The following is a 16,243-nucleotide window of genomic DNA, read 5'->3' on the forward strand; positions in this document are numbered from 1 at the left end:
CCGCTCCACCTCCCCGTCCCGAGCGCGCCCTCGCGCGCGCCGCCCACCCTCCGGAGGACCACGATGACTGCTGCACCCCCGACCACCGTCCCCACGACCGCCGCCACATCCACCGGCATCATCCGACGGCCGGGCCGCTGGATCGACGGCTGGAACCCCGAGGACCCCGCCCAGTGGGAGGCGGAGGGACGCTCCGTCGCCGCTCGCAATCTGAGGTGGTCGATCTTCGCCGAGTTCCTCGGCTTCGTCGTCTGGCAGCTCTGGTCGGTCGTCGTCGTCTCGCTGCCGGCGGCCGGGTTCGCCTTCGACACCGGGCAGATCTTCTGGCTCATCTCGATGCCGAGCCTCGTCGGCGCCACCCTGCGGATCCCGTACACGTTCATGGTCCCCCGCTTCGGCGGCCGCAACTGGACGATCGTGTCGGCGGGCCTCCTGCTGATCCCGAGCGTCGGACTCGGCATCGCGGTCTCGAATCCGGAGACCCCGTTCGGCGTCATGCTCCTGGTGGCCGCGCTCGCCGGCTTCGGCGGCGGCAACTTCGCCAGCTCGATGGCGAACATCACCTTCTTCTACCCGCACGCGCAGAAGGGCTGGGCTCTGGGGCTCAACGCCGCGGGCGGCAACCTGGGCGCCTCCGTCGCGCAGCTCGTCGTGCCGATCGCGATCACCGTCGGCGCCGCGGCCACGCTGAACCTGCCGATCGCCGGCTTCCTCTGGGTCCCCCTGATCGTCGTGGCGATGATCGGCGCCGCCAAGCGCATGGACAACCTCTCGACCGCGAAGTCCGACGTCGCCGCCTCCCTCGCCGCGCTCCGCGAGCCGCACCTCTGGCTGCTGGCCGTGCTCTACATCGGCACCTTCGGGTCCTTCATCGGATTCGCCGGCGTGTTCCCGAAGCTCATCGCCGACACCTTCCCCGAGTTCTCCGGCTTCGCCGTCGGCTCGGCGACGGTCGGCCTCGCGTTCCTCGGCTCCCTGGTGGGCTCGCTGTCCCGCCCCTCCGGCGGCCGTCTGGCCGACCGCTTCGGCGGAGCGCCTGTCACGGTCCTCGCCTTCGTCGCCATGGGCGCCGGGATCCTCGGCGTGATCGCGACACTGCCGCTCGGCAGCTTCTGGCTCTTCCTCGCCTGCTTCCTCGTGCTCTTCTCGGCGGCCGGCATCGGCAACGGCGCGACCTACCGCATGATCCCCACGGTGTTCGCCCTCCGCGCCCGCCAGCGCGGTGACGACGGCATCGGTGCCCAGCGCACGTCCGCCGCGGCGCTCGGCCTGATCTCGGCGATCGGCGCCTACGGCGGCTTCGTGATCCCCCAGCTGCTCGGCTTCTCCAAGACCGAGTTCGGCGACTACACCACGGCGCTGGGCTGGTTCGTCGGCGCCTATGCGGTGATGCTCGCGATCACGGCCGGCGTCTACCTCCGCCTCGCCGCGAAGACGGGGACCCGGATCTGACGATGAGCGCACCCGCCCCGACCGACTCCCACTGCCCGTACTGCGCCCTGCAGTGCGCGATGACGCTGACACCCGCGGCGGGCCCCGTGCCCCTGGCGGTCGAGGGGAGGGAGTTCCCGACGAACCGGGGCGGGCTCTGCGCCAAGGGCTGGACCTCCGTCGAGCTGCTGGCGAGCGGACAGCGACTGGTCTCCCCGCTGCTGCGCGGCGCCGACGGCGTCCTCGCGGAGGCGTCGTGGGAGGAGGCGCTCGACGCGGTCGCCGCGGCGGTGCGCGGCGTCCGGGCGCGGCACGGCGCCGACGCGGTGGCCGTCTTCGGCGGCGGGGGCCTCACCAATGAGAAGGCCTACCAGCTCGGGAAGTTCGCTCGAATCGCTCTCGGCACCTCCCGGATCGACTACAACGGCCGCTTCTGCATGTCCTCGGCCGCGGCGGCCGGCAACCGCGCCTTCGGCGTCGATCGCGGACTGCCGTTCCCGGTGTCCGACCTCGACGACGCCGACACGATCCTGCTCCTGGGCTCGAACGTCGCCGCGACGATGCCGCCGCTGCTCGCCCACTTCGCCGGTGCCCGCTCGCGGGGCGGCCTGGTGGTCGTCGACCCGCGCCGCTCGGCCACCGCGCGGCTGACGGAGGACGGCGCCGGCACGCATCTGCAGCCCGCTCCCGGGACGGATCTGCCGCTCCTGCTCGGGCTGATCCACCTGGTCTTCGCCGAGGGCCTCGCCGACACCGCCTACCTCGCCGCGCGCACGACCGGCGCCGAGGCGGTGCGCCGCAGCGTCTCGGCGTGGTGGCCGGAGCGCACGTCCGCGGTCACGGGCGTGCCGACCACGCTCCTCCGCTCCCTCGCGCGCCGGCTCGCCGCGGGGCGGTCGTTCGTGCTGACCGGCCGCGGGGTCGAGCAGCACGTCGACGGCACCGACACCGCGACCGCCGCGATCAACCTCGCTCTCGTGCTCGGCCTGGTGGGTCGCGAGGGGTCGGGGTACGGCACGCTCACCGGTCAGGGCAACGGCCAGGGCGGACGCGAGCACGGCCAGAAGGCCGATCAGCTCCCGGGGTACCGCTCCATCCGCGATCCGGAGGCGCGGCGCCACGTCGCCGCCGTCTGGGACGTGACGCCCGAATCGATCCCCGGCCCGGGCCTGCCCGCCACCGCCCTGCTCGCCGAGCTCGGACGCTCCGTGCACTGCCTGCTGGTGCACGGCTCCAACGTGGTCGTCTCGGCTCCGGACGCCGACGCCGTCCGCGCCGGGCTCGAGGCCCTGGACACGCTGGTCGTCTGCGACTTCTTCCTCTCCGAGACCGCCGCGCTGGCCGATGTGGTGCTCCCGGTGCCGCAGTGGGCGGAGGAGGAGGGCACGATGACCTCGCTCGAGGGCCGGGTGCTCCGCCGCCGCCGGGCGATCGACCCGCCGGCGGGAGTGCGCAGCGAGCTCTGGATCATGAGCGAACTGGCGCGCCGTCTCGACGCCCCCTCGAGCTGGTCGACCGTCCCCGCGGAGGTGTTCGACGAGCTGGCCCGCGCGTCCGCGGGAGGCGTGGCCGACTACTCCGGCCTCTCGCACGCCCTGCTCGACACCGGGATCGCCGCCCACTGGCCCTACCCAGCGGGCGGCACGGGGACGCCGCGCCTCTTCGCTGAGCGCTTCGGGCACCCCGACGGCCGGGCGCGCCTGGTCGCCGTCATCCCCGCCGTCCCCGTCGTCGTGGACCGCGGCGAGGAGCTGACCCTGGTGACCGGCCGCTACCTCCAGCAGTACCAGTCGGGCACCCAGACCCGGCGGGTCGCGGAGCTCGATGCGGCCCGCCCCGAGGCTCGGCTCGAGATCCACCCGGCGACCGCCTCCCGGCTCGGCGTCCGCGACGGAGCACCTGTGGCGATCGGGAACGCGCGCGGCGTGGTCCGCGCCCGCGCGAGCGTCACCGCGGACATCCGCCACGACACGGTGTTCCTGCCCTTCCACTACGCGGGTGAGCAGTGCGCGAACCTCCTCACCGAGGCCGTCGTGGACCCGGTGTCGTCGATGCCCGAGTTCAAGCGCACGCGGGTCTGGGTCCGCGCGGAAGGGACGGCACATGCCTGAAACACCTCCCGAGCGGATCGTCCTGATCGGCTATGGCCCCGTCGGCTCGCGCTTCGTCGAGGAGCTGCTGCCGGCCGTGCGGGCCGGTCTGGTCGCGCTGACGGTCGTCGGCGCCGAGGGCGACAACCCCTACAACCGTGTCCTGCTCGCGGAGTACGCCGTCGGCCGGGCGACCCGCGAGCGCCTCGACCTCGGCGACCGGACGGCGGCGGAGGCGGCGGGCGTCGTCCTGCGCCTGGGAGCGGCCGTCGTGGGGATCGACCGCGCGCGGAACGTCGTGCGGCTGCACGACGGCGAGCGGCTCCCCTACGACCGCCTCGTCCTGGCGACCGGCGCCCGGGCGAACGTGCCGACCCTGGCCGGGATGGAGCGGGCCCGACGTGAGCGGACGGTGCGCGCCGCCGATCCGGAGTCGCTCGACGCGGGCTCCCGGCCCCTCCCGGAGAGGGTGGTGGCGCTGCGAGACCTGGCCGACGCCCGGGTGGTCCGCGAGGCCGTGCGCTCCGGCGCTCGCCTCGTCGTGCTCGGGGCGGGAGTGCTCGGGATCGAGTTCGCCCTCGCCGCCGCCGAGCAGGGCGCGCAGGTGGTGGTCGTCTTCCACGGCGACATCCCGATGGCCCGCAATCTCGACACGGGCGGGGGGCGGATGCTGGCCGCGGCCGCCCGCGCGGCCGGCGTCGAGATGGTGGCGCACGCCCGGTCCGAGAGCGTCCTGCTCGCGCACGACGACCGCGGCCGTGCGCACTTCCAGGCGCTCGTCTGCGCTGACGGCAAGCAGATCGAGGGGGATCTGCTGGTGCTCTCGTGCGGTGTCGGTGCGCGGGTCGAGCTGGCCGCGGGCGCGGAGCTCGCCGTTTCGACCGGGATCCTGGTCGATGAGCAGCTGCGCAGCTGGAGCGACCCGGACGTCTTCGCGATCGGCGACTGCGCGCACGTCGCCCCCCGCGGCTCGGCCCTGCCCGACGGCCGCGTGCCCGGCGGACCGAGCGGACTGATCGGTCCGGGATGGGAGCAGGCGGACCGGCTCGCAGCGCGGATCCGGGCGGAGGCTGAGGGCCGCTGCGGCGAGGAGCGCGTCCCCGACGCCCGACCGGCGGTCGTGATGCTGAAGGCCGAGGGTGTCGACCTCGTGGCAGGAGGCGACGTGGCCCCGGAGCCGTGGGACCCGCACCGCCCGGGCGAGGAGCACCTCGAGGTGACGCTGTGGGCTGACCCCGCCCGCGGCGGCTACGCCAAGCTCGTGACCGCAGGAGGAGTGCTGCGCGGGTTCGTCTCGGTGGGTCTGCCCCGGGTCGGCGCCGAGCTCAGCCTCCTCTTCGAGCGGGGCTCGGAGCTGCCGGCGGACCGGTCGAGCCTCCTGCGTCTGGACGCCCCGGATGCGGGCGCCGCGGCGACCGGCGATCCGTTCGCCCCCGATGCCACGGTCTGCTGGTGCAACGGCGTGACGGCGGCGGTGATCACCGATGCGGCTGCGGCGGGACACGGGACGGTCGCCTGCGTCGGGCGGGCGACCCGCGCCGGCACGGGCTGCGGCGGCTGCACCGGGCGTATCGCCGAGCTGCTCGCGCGGACGGCGGTCCCCGCCTGATCGCCGCGAGGACCGGGCCTCGCCGCCTCAGCGGTCGAGCGCCTCCGCGAGGCGCCGGGTGACCGCCCGCAGTTCGAGCTCGACCCCGCGGACGCGCTCGTCGAGAGCCGCTGCGGTGTCGGCGGCCTGCTCGGCGGCTGCCGCACCCGCCGCCTCGGACGAGGCGCGGTCGGCCGCGACCGACGCGCTGAGCTCGTCCAGCGCCTCCCGGAGGCCCGCCGACTCGTCGCGCAGCACGGAGACGTCGCCCTGCACCGCGCTCAGCTCGCCGCGGAGCCCGGCCACCTCGTCGCGCAGGGCCGCCGTCTCGGCGCGCAGCTCCTCCGTGCGCAGCCGCGCCTGCTCGAACCAGGGGGCGACCAGCCGGTGCACGGCGTCGCGGAGCACGACGCCGCCGCGGCCGAGCCGGGTGGGCGCGGAGCCGGGGTCCTGGAGGAAGTCGTGGTCAGTGGTCATCGTCGTGGTCCCGTCCGGAGAAGCGGCGGTGGAGCACGTCCATCGCCCGCAGATCCTTGTCCATGATGTCGGCCTCGAGGGTGGTGTCGGCGAGGCGGTCGGCGAGGCCCGGCCGGGAGCGGCGCTCGAGCGAGGCCTCGATCAGCTCGACGGAGCGCTCGAACGAGAGCGGTCCGCGCGCCGCGGCCCGGCCCCGCCGACCGAGCGCCTCGAGGTCCACCGCCCCGCTCGCCACGTCCCGCATCGCCTCGAGGAGCGCCGGGGCGGAGCGGGTGATCTTGATGCAGTCGACGCCGTCGATGAGGAACTCCGCTACTCCGCTGGCCGCCGTCACGATCGGCACGGCGCCCGCCGCGGCCGCCTCGACCGGCGCGACGCCGAACGCCTCTCCGGCCCAGGTCGGGAAGAGGAACGCGTCGGCGCGGCCGTGCGCGGCGAGCACCTCGGCGTGCGGCGTCGCTCCGTGGAACTCGACCAGGCCGGCCAGGCCCGCCTCGTCCGCCCGGGCGCGCCAGCCGTCCACGTCTCCGTCGCCGTAGAGGTCCACGCGGAAGTCGCGGGTCTCCTCCGCGAGAGACGCCGCCGCCTCCAGCACCAGCCCGACGCCCTTGTGCTCGCCGAGCGACGCGGCGAACGTGAACCGGGTGGTCCCGCCCTCGCGGTAGCGCCGCGGCTCCGCGGTGTCGGGGGGAACGGACACTCCGCGCCCGATCACCTCGACCTCGCCCAGGCTCAGCCCGCCGGCCTCGATCGCGTCGACGAGGGAGCGGCTGACCGCGACGATCTCGCCGCGGTCGAAGTGGTCGGGGGCCTGGGCGCCGTAGACGCGGAGCACGCGCTCGGGCAGCCCGTCGACCAGGGCGTTCGGGATGCGGTCGCCGAGGTTCCACATCCACGGCGCCTCCACCGCCCGCAGCAGGTCGATCATCGCGAGGCCGCCGATCCCGAGCAGGTTGAAGGCCACCACGTGGGTCGGCGCGAAGTCGCGCAGCTCCTCGAGCAGGATGCGGGTGTTCTCGAACCGCGAGACGGCGCTCTCGTGGTGCAGCAGCTGAGCGATCTCGCCGCCCGTCTGCGGCAGCGGGAAGTAGGTGCGCAGGCTCAACGTGCGGTGCACCTCGACGCCCGAGGGCTCCGGCGGCAGGTAGGTCGGCGTGGTCAGCACGCGCACGGTGTGGCCGCGGGCCGCCATCGCCTCCGCGACGCGCGCACAGGTCATCTCGTATCCGCCGAGCACCTGGGGCGGATAGAGGTTGCTCACGAACAGCAGGCGCATCAGCGCACCTCCCCTCTCGCGGAGGCGTCCGCCGCGATCCGCGCCGTCACCTCGGGCGTGTAGGCCGCGCGGGCCTGGCGGTCGTTGCCGCCGTCCCAGTAGTTGACGAGGTAGAGCCCGGACTGCTGCGTGCGCGGCACGAACGGGAACAGCTGGGCCCGGGGCTCGATCTGCGCGATCCGGTAACCGGCGTCGACCGCGCGCACGTGCAGCCAGATGTCGTCGGCGTCCGGGGCGATCTCGCGGAACGCCTCCCCGTGCGCGGCGATCTCGCCGAGGAGCGCGGCGGGCAGCAGCTGCCCGGAGACGGAGGTGCCGAAGACGTCGGTCGACGCGCGCGTGTCGGCGACCGGCGTCCAGCTCGTGTACGGAGCCACGGCGCCGTCGACGATCCCCACCCGGTGGGCGCGGTAGCAGAGCACGGTCTCGCGGGGGTAGCGCGAGCGGGCGTCGAGCAGGCCCCTCAGCCAGGTGCGCGGGTACACGATGTCGTCGTCGGAGGTGACGAGGTCGCGCTCCCCCGCCCGGCCCGAGAGCAGGTGCGGGTAGTACTTCGTGTGCACGCGGTAGCCGTCGACCAGGCGGATCTCGACGCCGCGGCGGCGGAGGCGTCGCAGCGGCGCGGGCAGGTCGGCGTGCAGGGCCGGGTCGTCGAGCCAGAGCACCAGGCGCGCGGGCCGGGCGTCGCCGCGGGCGATGGACTCGAGCGCCACGTGGACCCGCTGCAGCCGCTCGCCGTGCGTGGTCATCGTCACCACGACCTCGCCCGCCGGATCGACCGCGGAGCGGCGGGAGAAGCGGTTGGCCAGATCGAGCAGCAGCAGCTCGCGCCGGAGCGCGGGCGAGGGGTGGTCGATCGGCCGGGCGGCGATCACGGCGGCGCGGCGCTCCGAGAGGCGCTGAGGGGCGGAGCAGACGACCCGGGCCGCGGAGCGCAGCCGCGTGCGGGGGCGGACACGACGGCCCAGCGCCGCGAGGCGCGTGCGGGGCCGGACGCGCCGGCCGACGGCGGCGAGAGCGGGATGCATCGGTCCAGGTTAGCCGGAGGCGCCCGGGGGCCCTGCGCCGGTCAGGGCTCGTCGACGACCGCGAAGGCCCGCACCGGGAAGGTCCCGAAGCCCCGCACCTTCGGCGGCACGGCGGTGAAGCGCGCCCCTGTCGCCGGCAGCCCGCCGAGGCCGGTGAGGTGCTCGACGACGTGCACTCCCGCGGCGAGGAGGGCCGAGTGCGCGGGCCGCGATCCGCCCGACTCCGTGTCGTCGATGTTCACCGAGTCGATGCCGACCAGCACCGCGCCGGCGGCGACGAGCGCCTCCGCCGCCTCGCCGCTGAGGAAGGGGGCGCCCCTGCCGTACCCGGGCGTGGCGAAGTGCGCGTCCCAGCCGGTGCGGAGGAGGACGGCGGCGCCGCGGACGTCGAGTCCCGCGACCGCGTCCGCACTGATGCCCCGTCCGGTGGCTCCGGTCGCGTCGACCACGACGGCAGGCAGATCGACCAGCGTCTCGAGGCGGAGAGCGGCGAGATCGGCTCCGCCCTCGTAGCGGTGGAACGGGCTGTCGAGGTAGGTGCCCGTGTTCCCGATCATCTCGATGACGTCCATCGCGAACTCGGTGCCGGGCGCGTAGGAGGCGCGGGACGCCTCACGCGTGAGGTGCGGCCGGATGCGCGGAGCGGGCAGGCCCGGGTAGGTCACCAGCCCGTCCGCGACGGTGTGGCTGAGGTCGACGAAGCGGCGCGAGGAGGTCATGCGCCCGATCCTGGCAGGGGCCGGATCGGGCGCACCATCGAGATGCCGCCCCGCGGGGCGGCGTTCCCGCCTCTACTTCTTCGGCAGCGCCGCCGACAGGTCCGCGATCAGGTCGGACGAGTCCTCGAGGCCCACCGAGAGGCGCACCAGCGACTCCGAGACCTCCAGCGGCGTGCCCTTCACCGACGCGTGCGTCATCTCGCTCGGGTAGCCGATCAGCGACTCGACGCCGCCCAGTGACTCCGCGAGCTGGAACAGCTCGGTCGACTCGGCGAACTTCCGGGCCGCGCGCGGCGTCGCGAGCTCGAGCGAGAGCATCCCGCCGAACCGCGACATCTGGCGCTTCGCCAGCTCGTGGCCGGGGTGCGAGGGCAGGCCCGGGTAGTGCACGGCCGTCACCGCCGGGTGCTCGACGAGGAACTCGGCGACCGCCTGCGCGTTGACGGAGTGGCGCTCCATCCGCACCCCGAGGGTCTTGATGCCGCGGACCGTGAGCCACGCGTCCATCGGGCCCGAGATCGCTCCGACCGCGAACTGCAGGAACGCGATCTTCTCGGCCAGCGGCCCCGAGCGCAGGGCGAGCGCGCCGCCGACGACGTCCGAGTGGCCGCCGAGGTACTTCGTGGTCGAGTGCACGACCACGTCGGCACCGAGTGCCAGCGGCTGCTGCAGCGCGGACGAGGCGAAGGTGTTGTCGACGACGACGATCAGGTCGTGCGCGTGGGCCAGGTCGGCGAGCTCGGCGATGTCGCTGATGGTCATCAGCGGGTTCGACGGGGTCTCGACCCAGAGCATCTTCGTCTCGCCGGGGACGATCGCCCGCTGCACCTCGCGGAGGTTCGACATGTCGACGGCCGTGTTGCGCACGCCCCAGGCGCTGTGCACCCGGTCGATCAGGCGGTGGCTGCCGCCGTACGCGTCGTTGCCCAGGACGACGTGGTCGCCGGGCGCGAGGGCGGCGCGCAGCAGGGTGTCCTCGGCGGCGAGGCCGGAGGAGAAGGAGTAGGCGACGTCCGCGCCCTCGAGCGAGGCGATGAGCTCCTGGAGCGAGTCGCGCGTCGGGTTCGCCGAGCGGGCGTACTCGTAGCCGCCCCGGAGACCGCCGATGCCGTCCTGGACGAACGTGGAGGTCATGTAGACGGGCGGCACGACCGCCCCGGTGGTCGGATCGAACTCCTGGCCGGCGTGGATGGCGCGGGTGTCGAAGTGCTGCTTCTTGGGCATGGTGCGGGCTCCCTGGGTCGGAGGTGCGGAGGCGGCGGCCGTCAGGCCGTGGCGTAGGTGAGGAGGTCCTGTCGGGTGATCACCGCGACGGGCTTGCCCTCGTCGGTGACGAGGAGGGCGCTGTGCTCGGTGAGCGCGGCGCGGGCGGCGGTGATGCTCTCGCCGAGCCCGATCAGCGCGAGCGCATCGCCCACGCAGTCGCCGAGCGGGTCGTTCATCGAGGCGGATCCGGCGAAGACGCGGTCGAGCAGCTCGCGCTCGTCGACGGCTCCGACGACCTCGCCCATCACGACCGGCGGCTCGGCGGTCAGCACCGGGAGCTGCGAGACGCCGTACTCGGTCATGATGCCGATCGCGTCGCGGATCGTGTCGGTCGGGTGCGCGTGCACGAGCGCCGGGAGGTCGGCCTGCCCGCTCGCCGCCCTCGCGCGGAGCACGTCGCGGACGGTGCCCTCGTCGCGCATCTCGAGGAAGCCGTAGGAGCGCATCCAGCGGTCGTTGAAGATCTTGCCGAGGTAGCCGCGCCCGCCGTCCGGCAGGAGCACGACGACCACGTCGTCCGGCCCGAGACCGGCGGCTGCCTTGAGCGCGACGGAGACGGCGAGCCCGCTCGATCCGCCGACGAGCAGCCCCTCCTCGCGGGCGAGGCGGCGGGTCATCGCGAACGACTCGGCGTCGCTGGAGGCGATGATCCGGTCGACCACGCTCGGGTCGTACGCGCTCGGCCAGAAGTCCTCGCCGACGCCCTCGGTCAGGTACGGGCGACCGCCGCCGCCCGAGTAGACGGAACCCTCGGGGTCGGCGCCGACGATCTGCACGCGGCCCTCCGACACCTCCTTGAGGTAGCGGCCGGCGCCGCTGATGGTGCCGCCCGTGCCGACTCCCGCGACGAAGTGGGTGAGCCGGCCGGCGGTGTCGCGCCAGATCTCGGGGCCCGTGGTCTCGTAGTGGCTGAGCGGTCCGTTGAGGTTCGCGTACTGGTTGGGCTTGAAGGCGCCGGGGATCTCGCGGGCGAGGCGGTCCGAGACGGAGTAGTAGGAGGCGGGGTCCTCCGGAGCGACGGCCGTCGGCGTCACGACGATCTCGGCCCCGTAGGCGGTGAGGACGTTGCGCTTGTCCTCCCCCACCTTGTCCGGCAGCACGAACACGCAGCGGTAGCCGCGCTGCTGCGCGACGAGGGCGAGGCCGATGCCGGTGTTGCCGCTGGTCGGCTCCACGATGGTGCCGCCGGGCTTCAGCAGCCCGTCGCGCTCGGCGGCGTCGATGATGCGGGTCGCGATGCGGTCCTTCGACGAGCCGCCGGGGTTCAGGTACTCGACCTTGACCAGCACGGTCGCCTGCACGCCCGCCGCGACCGGACCCAGCTTCACCAGCGGGGTGTCGCCGATGAGGTCGAGCACCGAATCGGCGTAGGCCATCCCGGTCTCCGGGCGTGCGGGAAGGGCGCGATCCAGGCTCATCCCGCCAGCGTAGCAACCGGCTGCGGGCGTGTGACGGGGGTGGGCGGAGGCACAAGGAGCGGTCTCGGGAGGGGAGTGCCGCCGGTCGCGCCGGTGCCCTATCGTGGGGGTCCGCGAGCGCCGCGGTCGACCCGGAACGGACCCCGAATGACCTCACCGATCGCCGCACCGCCGCGGCGTCCGGCCGACATCCACCTCCTCCGCCTGCTCGGCCCGGCGCTGGTCGCCGGAGTCGCCTACCTCGACCCGGGCAACGTCGCCAGCAACATGACGGCCGGCGCCCGGTTCGGCTACCTCCTGGTCTGGGTGGTGGTGCTCGGCAACCTGATGGCCTGGCTCATCCAGTACCTCTCGGCGAAGCTCGGCCTGATGACCGGCCGCAGCCTCCCCGAGCTGCTCGGCGACCGCCTGCGCGGCCGCTGGGGCCGCCGGGCCTACTGGCTGCAGGCCGAGACGGTCGCGATGGCGACCGACCTGGCCGAGGTGATCGGCGGCGCGATCGCGCTGAACCTGCTCTTCGGACTGCCGCTGCTGGCCGGCGGCGTGGTCACCGGCGCGGTCTCGCTGGTGCTGCTGCTCGTGCAGACGCGGGGCGGGGCGCAGCCGTTCGAGCGGGTGATCACGGCGCTGATGGTGCTGATCGCCGTCGGCTTCACGGTCGGCGTGGTCGTCGATCCGCCGGACGCGGGCGCGACCGTCGCCGGTCTCGTGCCGCGCTTCGAGGGCTCGGAGTCGGTGCTGCTCGCCGCCTCGATCCTCGGCGCGACCGTCATGCCCCACGCGATCTACGCCCACTCCGCGCTCGCCCGCGACCGCTTCGGCCACGTCGAGGGCGTCGGCGCGCGCCGGAGGATCCTGGTCGCCACCCGGATCGACGTGACGATCGCGCTCGCCATCGCCGGCACCGTGAACCTCGCGATCCTGCTCCTCGCCGCGCACTCCCTCGCGGGAGTCGCCGGGACCGACAGCCTCGAGGGCGCCCACGCGGCCATCGGGGCGGCGCTCGGACCGGTGGTCGCGACCCTGTTCGCCGTCGGCCTGCTCGCCTCCGGCCTCGCCTCGACCTCGGTCGGCGCGTACGCGGGGGCCGAGATCATGCACGGTCTGCTCCAGGTGCGGGTGCCGCTCGTCGCCCGTCGTCTGGTCACGCTGATCCCGGCGCTCCTGGTGCTCGCGATCGGCTTCGACCCGACGCGCGCGCTGGTGCTCAGCCAGGTGGTCCTGTCGTTCGGCATCCCCTTCGCGCTCGTGCCGCTCGTGATCCTGACCCGCGACCGCCGCCTGATGGGCGACCAGACGAACCGCTGGTTCACCACCCTCGCCGCCGCCCTGGCCGCCGTCTTCCTCATCGTCCTGAACGGCCTGCTGCTCTGGCTCACCTTCGCCCCCTGAGCGGAGCGGCGGCGCATCCTGCGGATCGAGCGGGCCCGTTGGGCATCCCGCTGATCGAGCGGCCCGCTCCTCGGGCGCATCGAGATCCCCCTGACCGCGCATTGATCCGATCCGAAGCCTCGCTCGTTATCCTCTGAGAGCGCCTCTCAGGCGCCTGCGCCCGCCCCAGGCGCCTTCCGCCCTCAGAACGAGAGACGCCGCCGTGCCCAAAGACACGATGTCCGCCAAGAACCGCGCCCGACAGGAGAAGCTCGAGGCCTACAAGCGCGAGCAGGACCGCCGCAAGCGCGGCTCCCGCATCTGGATCTGGTCGCTGTCGGCCCTGGCCGTCCTCGCGGTCGGCGGGATCGTCGCGGTCACCGTCTTCGGGAACCAGCAGATCGTCGAGGCGCGCGAGATCGACGGCCTGCAGACCTTCGACAACGACGCCACCCACGTCGCCGGCGCCGTCGACTACCCGCAGACCCCGCCGGCGGGCGGCCCGCACAACGCCGTGTGGATGAACTGCGGCGTCTACGACGAGCCCGTCCCGAACGAGAACGCGGTGCACGACCTCGAGCACGGCGCCGTCTGGGCCACGTACGACCCCGAGCTCCCGCAGAGCGAGGTCGACGCGCTGATCGCCGCGATGCCCGACACCTACTCCGTCGTCTCGCCCTACGAGGGCCTCGAGTCGCCCATCGTGCTGAGCGCCTGGGACGCCCAGGTCGCGATCGACTCGCCTGAGGACCCCCGCATCGACGCCTTCGTCGAGCGCTTCTGGCAGTCCTCGAGCGCTCCGGAGCCCGGCGCCCCCTGCACCGGAGGGATCGATGCGCCCGGCAAGCAGTAGGGGCCGGATCCTCGTCGCCGCGGTCGCCGTGGTCGCGCTCCTCCTCGGAGCGGCCGGCGGCTACCTCTTCGGCGCGCTCGCCCCGTTCGCCTCCGCGGCGACGCCCTCGAGCGCCAGCGCCGAAGCGGGCTTCGCGCGCGACATGCAGGTGCACCACCTGCAGGGCGCCGAGCTGGCGATGATCGCCCGCGAGCGCAGCGCCGACGACGAGGTCCTCACCGTCTCGAAGGACATCCTGCTCACCCAGCAGCAGCAGGCCGGGCAGCTCTTCGGCTGGCTGAACTCGTGGGGCCTGCCGCAGGCTGCTCCGGAGCCCTCGATGACCTGGATGGGCCGGCCGACCCTGGCCGGAGCCGCCGACGAGCACTCGTCGATGGGGATGGGGACCGAGGACGGCGTCGTGCCGGCGAGCATGCCCGGTCTCGCGACACCGGACCAGATCACCGCCCTCAGCAGCGCGTCGGGCCGCGACTTCGACCGGATGTTCCTCGAGCTGATGATCGCCCACCACCGCGGCGCGATCGATATGGCCGAGGCGCTGCTCGCCCGGAGCCGCGTGACGGTCGCCACCGACTTCGCCTCCTCCGTCGTGAAGGCCCAGGAGGCCGAGATCTCGCTGATGGAGCAGATGCTCGAGGACCGGCCGGCGGAGTGACCGCCTCCGGCGCGCACGACATCGGCTGAGACTGGTGCGCCTCCCCCACCGGGAGGGGCACGTGCTCTCCGCCGACGTCGTGCACGGGGCCCGGCGACTCAGACGGCGTCGGCTGCGAGTAGCCCCGCGGAGTCCGGCCGCCGATCCGCGGCTCAGCCCTGGAGGGCCGACTCCGTCTGCTGCGCGTAGAGCGAGGCGTAGAGGCCGCCGAGGCCGAGCAGCTCGCGGTGGGTGCCCGATTCGACGATCCGGCCGCCCTCGACGACGTGGATGACGTCGGCCGACACGATGGTCGAGAGCCGGTGAGCGATCGCGATGGTGGTGCGACCGCGGGCGGCGTCGTCGAGCGCGGTCTGGACGATCCGCTCCGAGACGGTGTCGAGGGCGCTGGTCGCCTCGTCGAGGATGAGGACCGCCGGGTCCTTCAACAGGACGCGCGCGATCGCGAGCCGCTGCTTCTCGCCTCCGGAGAGCCGGTAGCCGCGCTCGCCGACCAGCGTGTCGTAGCCGTCGGGGAACGACGTGATCGTCGCGTGGATGTTCGCGGCGCGGGCGGCCGCCTCCAGCTCCTCCTGCGTCGCGTCCGGGCGGGCGTAGCGGAGGTTGTCGCCGATCGTCGCGTGGAAGAGGTAGGTCTCCTGGCTGACGATGCCGATGTGCGAGACGAGCGACTCCTGCCGCAGCTCGCGCACGTCGGTACCGGCGAAGCGCACCGCTCCCCCGGCCACGTCGTAGAGGCGCGGGACGAGGTACGAGATGGTGGTCTTGCCCGCGCCGGAGGGACCGACGAAGGCGACGAACTGGCCCGGCTCGATCGCGACCGAGACGTGGTCGAGCGTCGGGCGCGCGTCCTCCGCCTGGTCGGGGTAGCGGAACACGACGTCGTCGAGCTCGACCCGGCCGAGCTCGCCCGAGACCTCGCGTGCATCTGCCCTGTCCGTGATCGCCGGACGCAGGTCCAGGTACTCGAAGATGCGGGCGAACAGCGCTCCGGCCGTCTGCAGGTCGAGCGCGACGCGCATCAGGCCCAGGAGCGGCCACATCAGGCGCGCCTGCACGGTGGTGAAGGCCACGACGGTTCCGGCGGTGACGGTGGTGCCGCCGAGGATCAGCCAGGCGGCCACAAGGTACACGATCACGGGGATGACCGAGAGGAAGATCTGCACCATCGCGAAGAACCACTGGCCGGACATCTGCTGCCGCACCTGGAGCTCGATCTGCCGGCCGTTCTCGTCGGCGTAGCGCGTCACCTCCGACTCCTGGCGGCCGAAGCTCTTGGCCAGGAGGATGCCCGATACGCTCAGGGTCTCCTGGGTGATCGCGGTCATCTCGGACAGCGACTCCTGCGTCTTCGTCGCGATGCGCGCCCTCACCTGGCCGACGCGGCGCTGGGCCACGACGAGCACCGGAGTGAGGACGAGGGCGACGATCGTCATCTGCCACGAGAGCAGGAGCATCGCGACGACGGCCGCGATCACGGTGACGGTGTTGCCGAGGACGCTCGAGACGGTGTTCGTGAGCACGTTGGCCACGCCGCCCACGTCGTTGGCGAGGCGCGACTGGATGACGCCGGTGCGGGTGCGGGTGAAGAAGCCGAGCTCCATCGCCTGCAGGTGGCGGAAGAGGCGGATGCGCAGCTCCCCCATGACCGTGTTGCCGACGGTCGCGGTGAGGTAGGTCTGCCAGACGCCGAGGATCGCCGAGAACGCCCAGACCAGCACCATGACGCCGACCAGCTCGAGCAGCACCGGGAGGTTCGGGCGTCCGCCTGGCGGGAAGAGCCCACGGTCGAAGGCCAGCTGAGTGAGGAGCGGGGGCACCACCGTGAGGGCGGCGCCGACGAGCACGAGGATCACGGTGAGCGTGAGCTTGGGGCGGTGGTCGCGGAAGAGTCCCGCGATGCGCCGGAGCAGGTCGTCGACCTTCGGAGCCGCCGCGTTGATCTCCCGCTGGCTGTCCGGATCGCTGCTCGAGATCCTCCCGCCGCGCGCCCCTCCGCGCATCCCGCCGCCTGCCGCGACGTCACCCATCCTGCTCACGGCTCGACCCTAGCCCCGCCCGTCCCCGGACC

13 protein-coding genes are annotated in these 16,243 nt (G+C 73.6%); 6 read left to right on the plus strand and 7 right to left on the minus strand.

Going from position 1 to position 16,243, the window contains the following annotated elements; all coding sequences use genetic code 11:
* Positions 1 to 63: 63 nt before the first annotated feature.
* Genes C5C54_RS16185 through C5C54_RS16195 form a run of 3 tightly spaced genes read left to right on the plus strand, consistent with a single transcriptional unit; the run spans position 64 to position 5,130 of the window.
* Positions 64 to 1,452 carry an MFS transporter gene (locus C5C54_RS16185; protein WP_104224352.1) on the plus strand — a complete coding sequence of 463 codons (1,389 nt, stop codon included), beginning with the start codon at positions 64 to 66 and terminating at the stop codon, positions 1,450 to 1,452.
* Between the two features lie 2 nt (positions 1,453 to 1,454).
* Positions 1,455 to 3,542 (plus strand): molybdopterin oxidoreductase family protein, encoded by a 2,088-nt coding sequence (locus tag C5C54_RS16190; RefSeq protein ID WP_104288801.1) that lies wholly within the window; start codon positions 1,455 to 1,457, stop codon positions 3,540 to 3,542.
* Positions 3,535 to 5,130 carry an NAD(P)/FAD-dependent oxidoreductase gene (locus C5C54_RS16195; protein ID WP_104288802.1) on the plus strand — a complete coding sequence of 532 codons (1,596 nt, stop codon included), beginning with the start codon at positions 3,535 to 3,537 and terminating at the stop codon, positions 5,128 to 5,130. Before C5C54_RS16190 ends, C5C54_RS16195 begins: the two co-directional genes overlap by 8 nt.
* A gap of 27 nt (positions 5,131 to 5,157) precedes the next feature.
* Here the strand turns inward: C5C54_RS16195 and C5C54_RS16200 are convergent, their stop codons facing one another.
* From C5C54_RS16200 to C5C54_RS16225, 6 genes are all read right to left on the minus strand, one after another.
* Entirely contained in the window at positions 5,158 to 5,586 is a 429-nt protein-coding gene (locus tag C5C54_RS16200; protein WP_104256353.1) for a hypothetical protein, read from the minus strand.
* Positions 5,576 to 6,862: a glycosyltransferase gene (locus C5C54_RS16205; RefSeq protein WP_104224348.1), complete on the minus strand. Its 1,287-nt coding sequence runs from the start codon at positions 6,860 to 6,862 to the stop codon at positions 5,576 to 5,578. Before C5C54_RS16205 ends, C5C54_RS16200 begins: the two co-directional genes overlap by 11 nt.
* Positions 6,862 to 7,890 (minus strand): glycosyltransferase, encoded by a 1,029-nt coding sequence (locus tag C5C54_RS16210; protein WP_104247710.1) that lies wholly within the window; start codon positions 7,888 to 7,890, stop codon positions 6,862 to 6,864. The genes C5C54_RS16205 and C5C54_RS16210 overlap by 1 nt, the downstream gene beginning before the upstream one ends.
* A 41-nt stretch (positions 7,891 to 7,931) precedes the next feature.
* Entirely contained in the window at positions 7,932 to 8,609 is a 678-nt protein-coding gene (locus tag C5C54_RS16215) for a cyclase family protein (protein WP_104247709.1), read from the minus strand.
* Between the two features lie 72 nt (positions 8,610 to 8,681).
* A complete protein-coding gene (locus tag C5C54_RS16220) occupies positions 8,682 to 9,833 on the minus strand; it encodes a cystathionine gamma-synthase (protein WP_104224345.1) in 1,152 nt (383 codons plus the stop codon).
* A 41-nt stretch (positions 9,834 to 9,874) separates the two neighbouring features.
* A complete protein-coding gene (locus C5C54_RS16225) occupies positions 9,875 to 11,251 on the minus strand; it encodes a cystathionine beta-synthase (protein ID WP_104224344.1) in 1,377 nt (458 codons plus the stop codon).
* Between the two features lie 189 nt (positions 11,252 to 11,440).
* On the opposite strand from C5C54_RS16225, the gene C5C54_RS16230 reads away from it, so the two are divergent.
* The 3 genes from C5C54_RS16230 (at position 11,441) to C5C54_RS16240 (ending at position 14,172) form a co-directional block, all read left to right on the plus strand.
* On the plus strand, positions 11,441 to 12,685 hold the full coding sequence (locus C5C54_RS16230; protein ID WP_104227179.1) for an Nramp family divalent metal transporter: 1,245 nt from the start codon (positions 11,441 to 11,443) through the stop codon (positions 12,683 to 12,685).
* A 202-nt stretch (positions 12,686 to 12,887) separates the two neighbouring features.
* Entirely contained in the window at positions 12,888 to 13,517 is a 630-nt protein-coding gene (locus C5C54_RS16235; RefSeq protein ID WP_244230507.1) for a DUF3105 domain-containing protein, read from the plus strand.
* The gene (locus C5C54_RS16240; RefSeq protein ID WP_104224341.1) at positions 13,498 to 14,172 is read left to right on the plus strand and encodes a DUF305 domain-containing protein; all 675 of its coding nucleotides are present in this window, start codon (positions 13,498 to 13,500) and stop codon (positions 14,170 to 14,172) included. The genes C5C54_RS16235 and C5C54_RS16240 overlap by 20 nt, the downstream gene beginning before the upstream one ends.
* A gap of 152 nt (positions 14,173 to 14,324) precedes the next feature.
* Here C5C54_RS16240 and C5C54_RS16245 read toward each other — a convergent pair whose 3' ends face one another.
* A complete protein-coding gene (locus tag C5C54_RS16245) occupies positions 14,325 to 16,202 on the minus strand; it encodes an ABC transporter ATP-binding protein (RefSeq protein ID WP_104247708.1) in 1,878 nt (625 codons plus the stop codon).
* Between the last annotated feature and the right edge of the window lie 41 nt (positions 16,203 to 16,243).

Origin of the sequence: Rathayibacter sp. AY1F2, assembly GCF_002930885.1 — a bacterium.
Lineage (GTDB): Bacteria > Actinomycetota > Actinomycetes > Actinomycetales > Microbacteriaceae > Rathayibacter.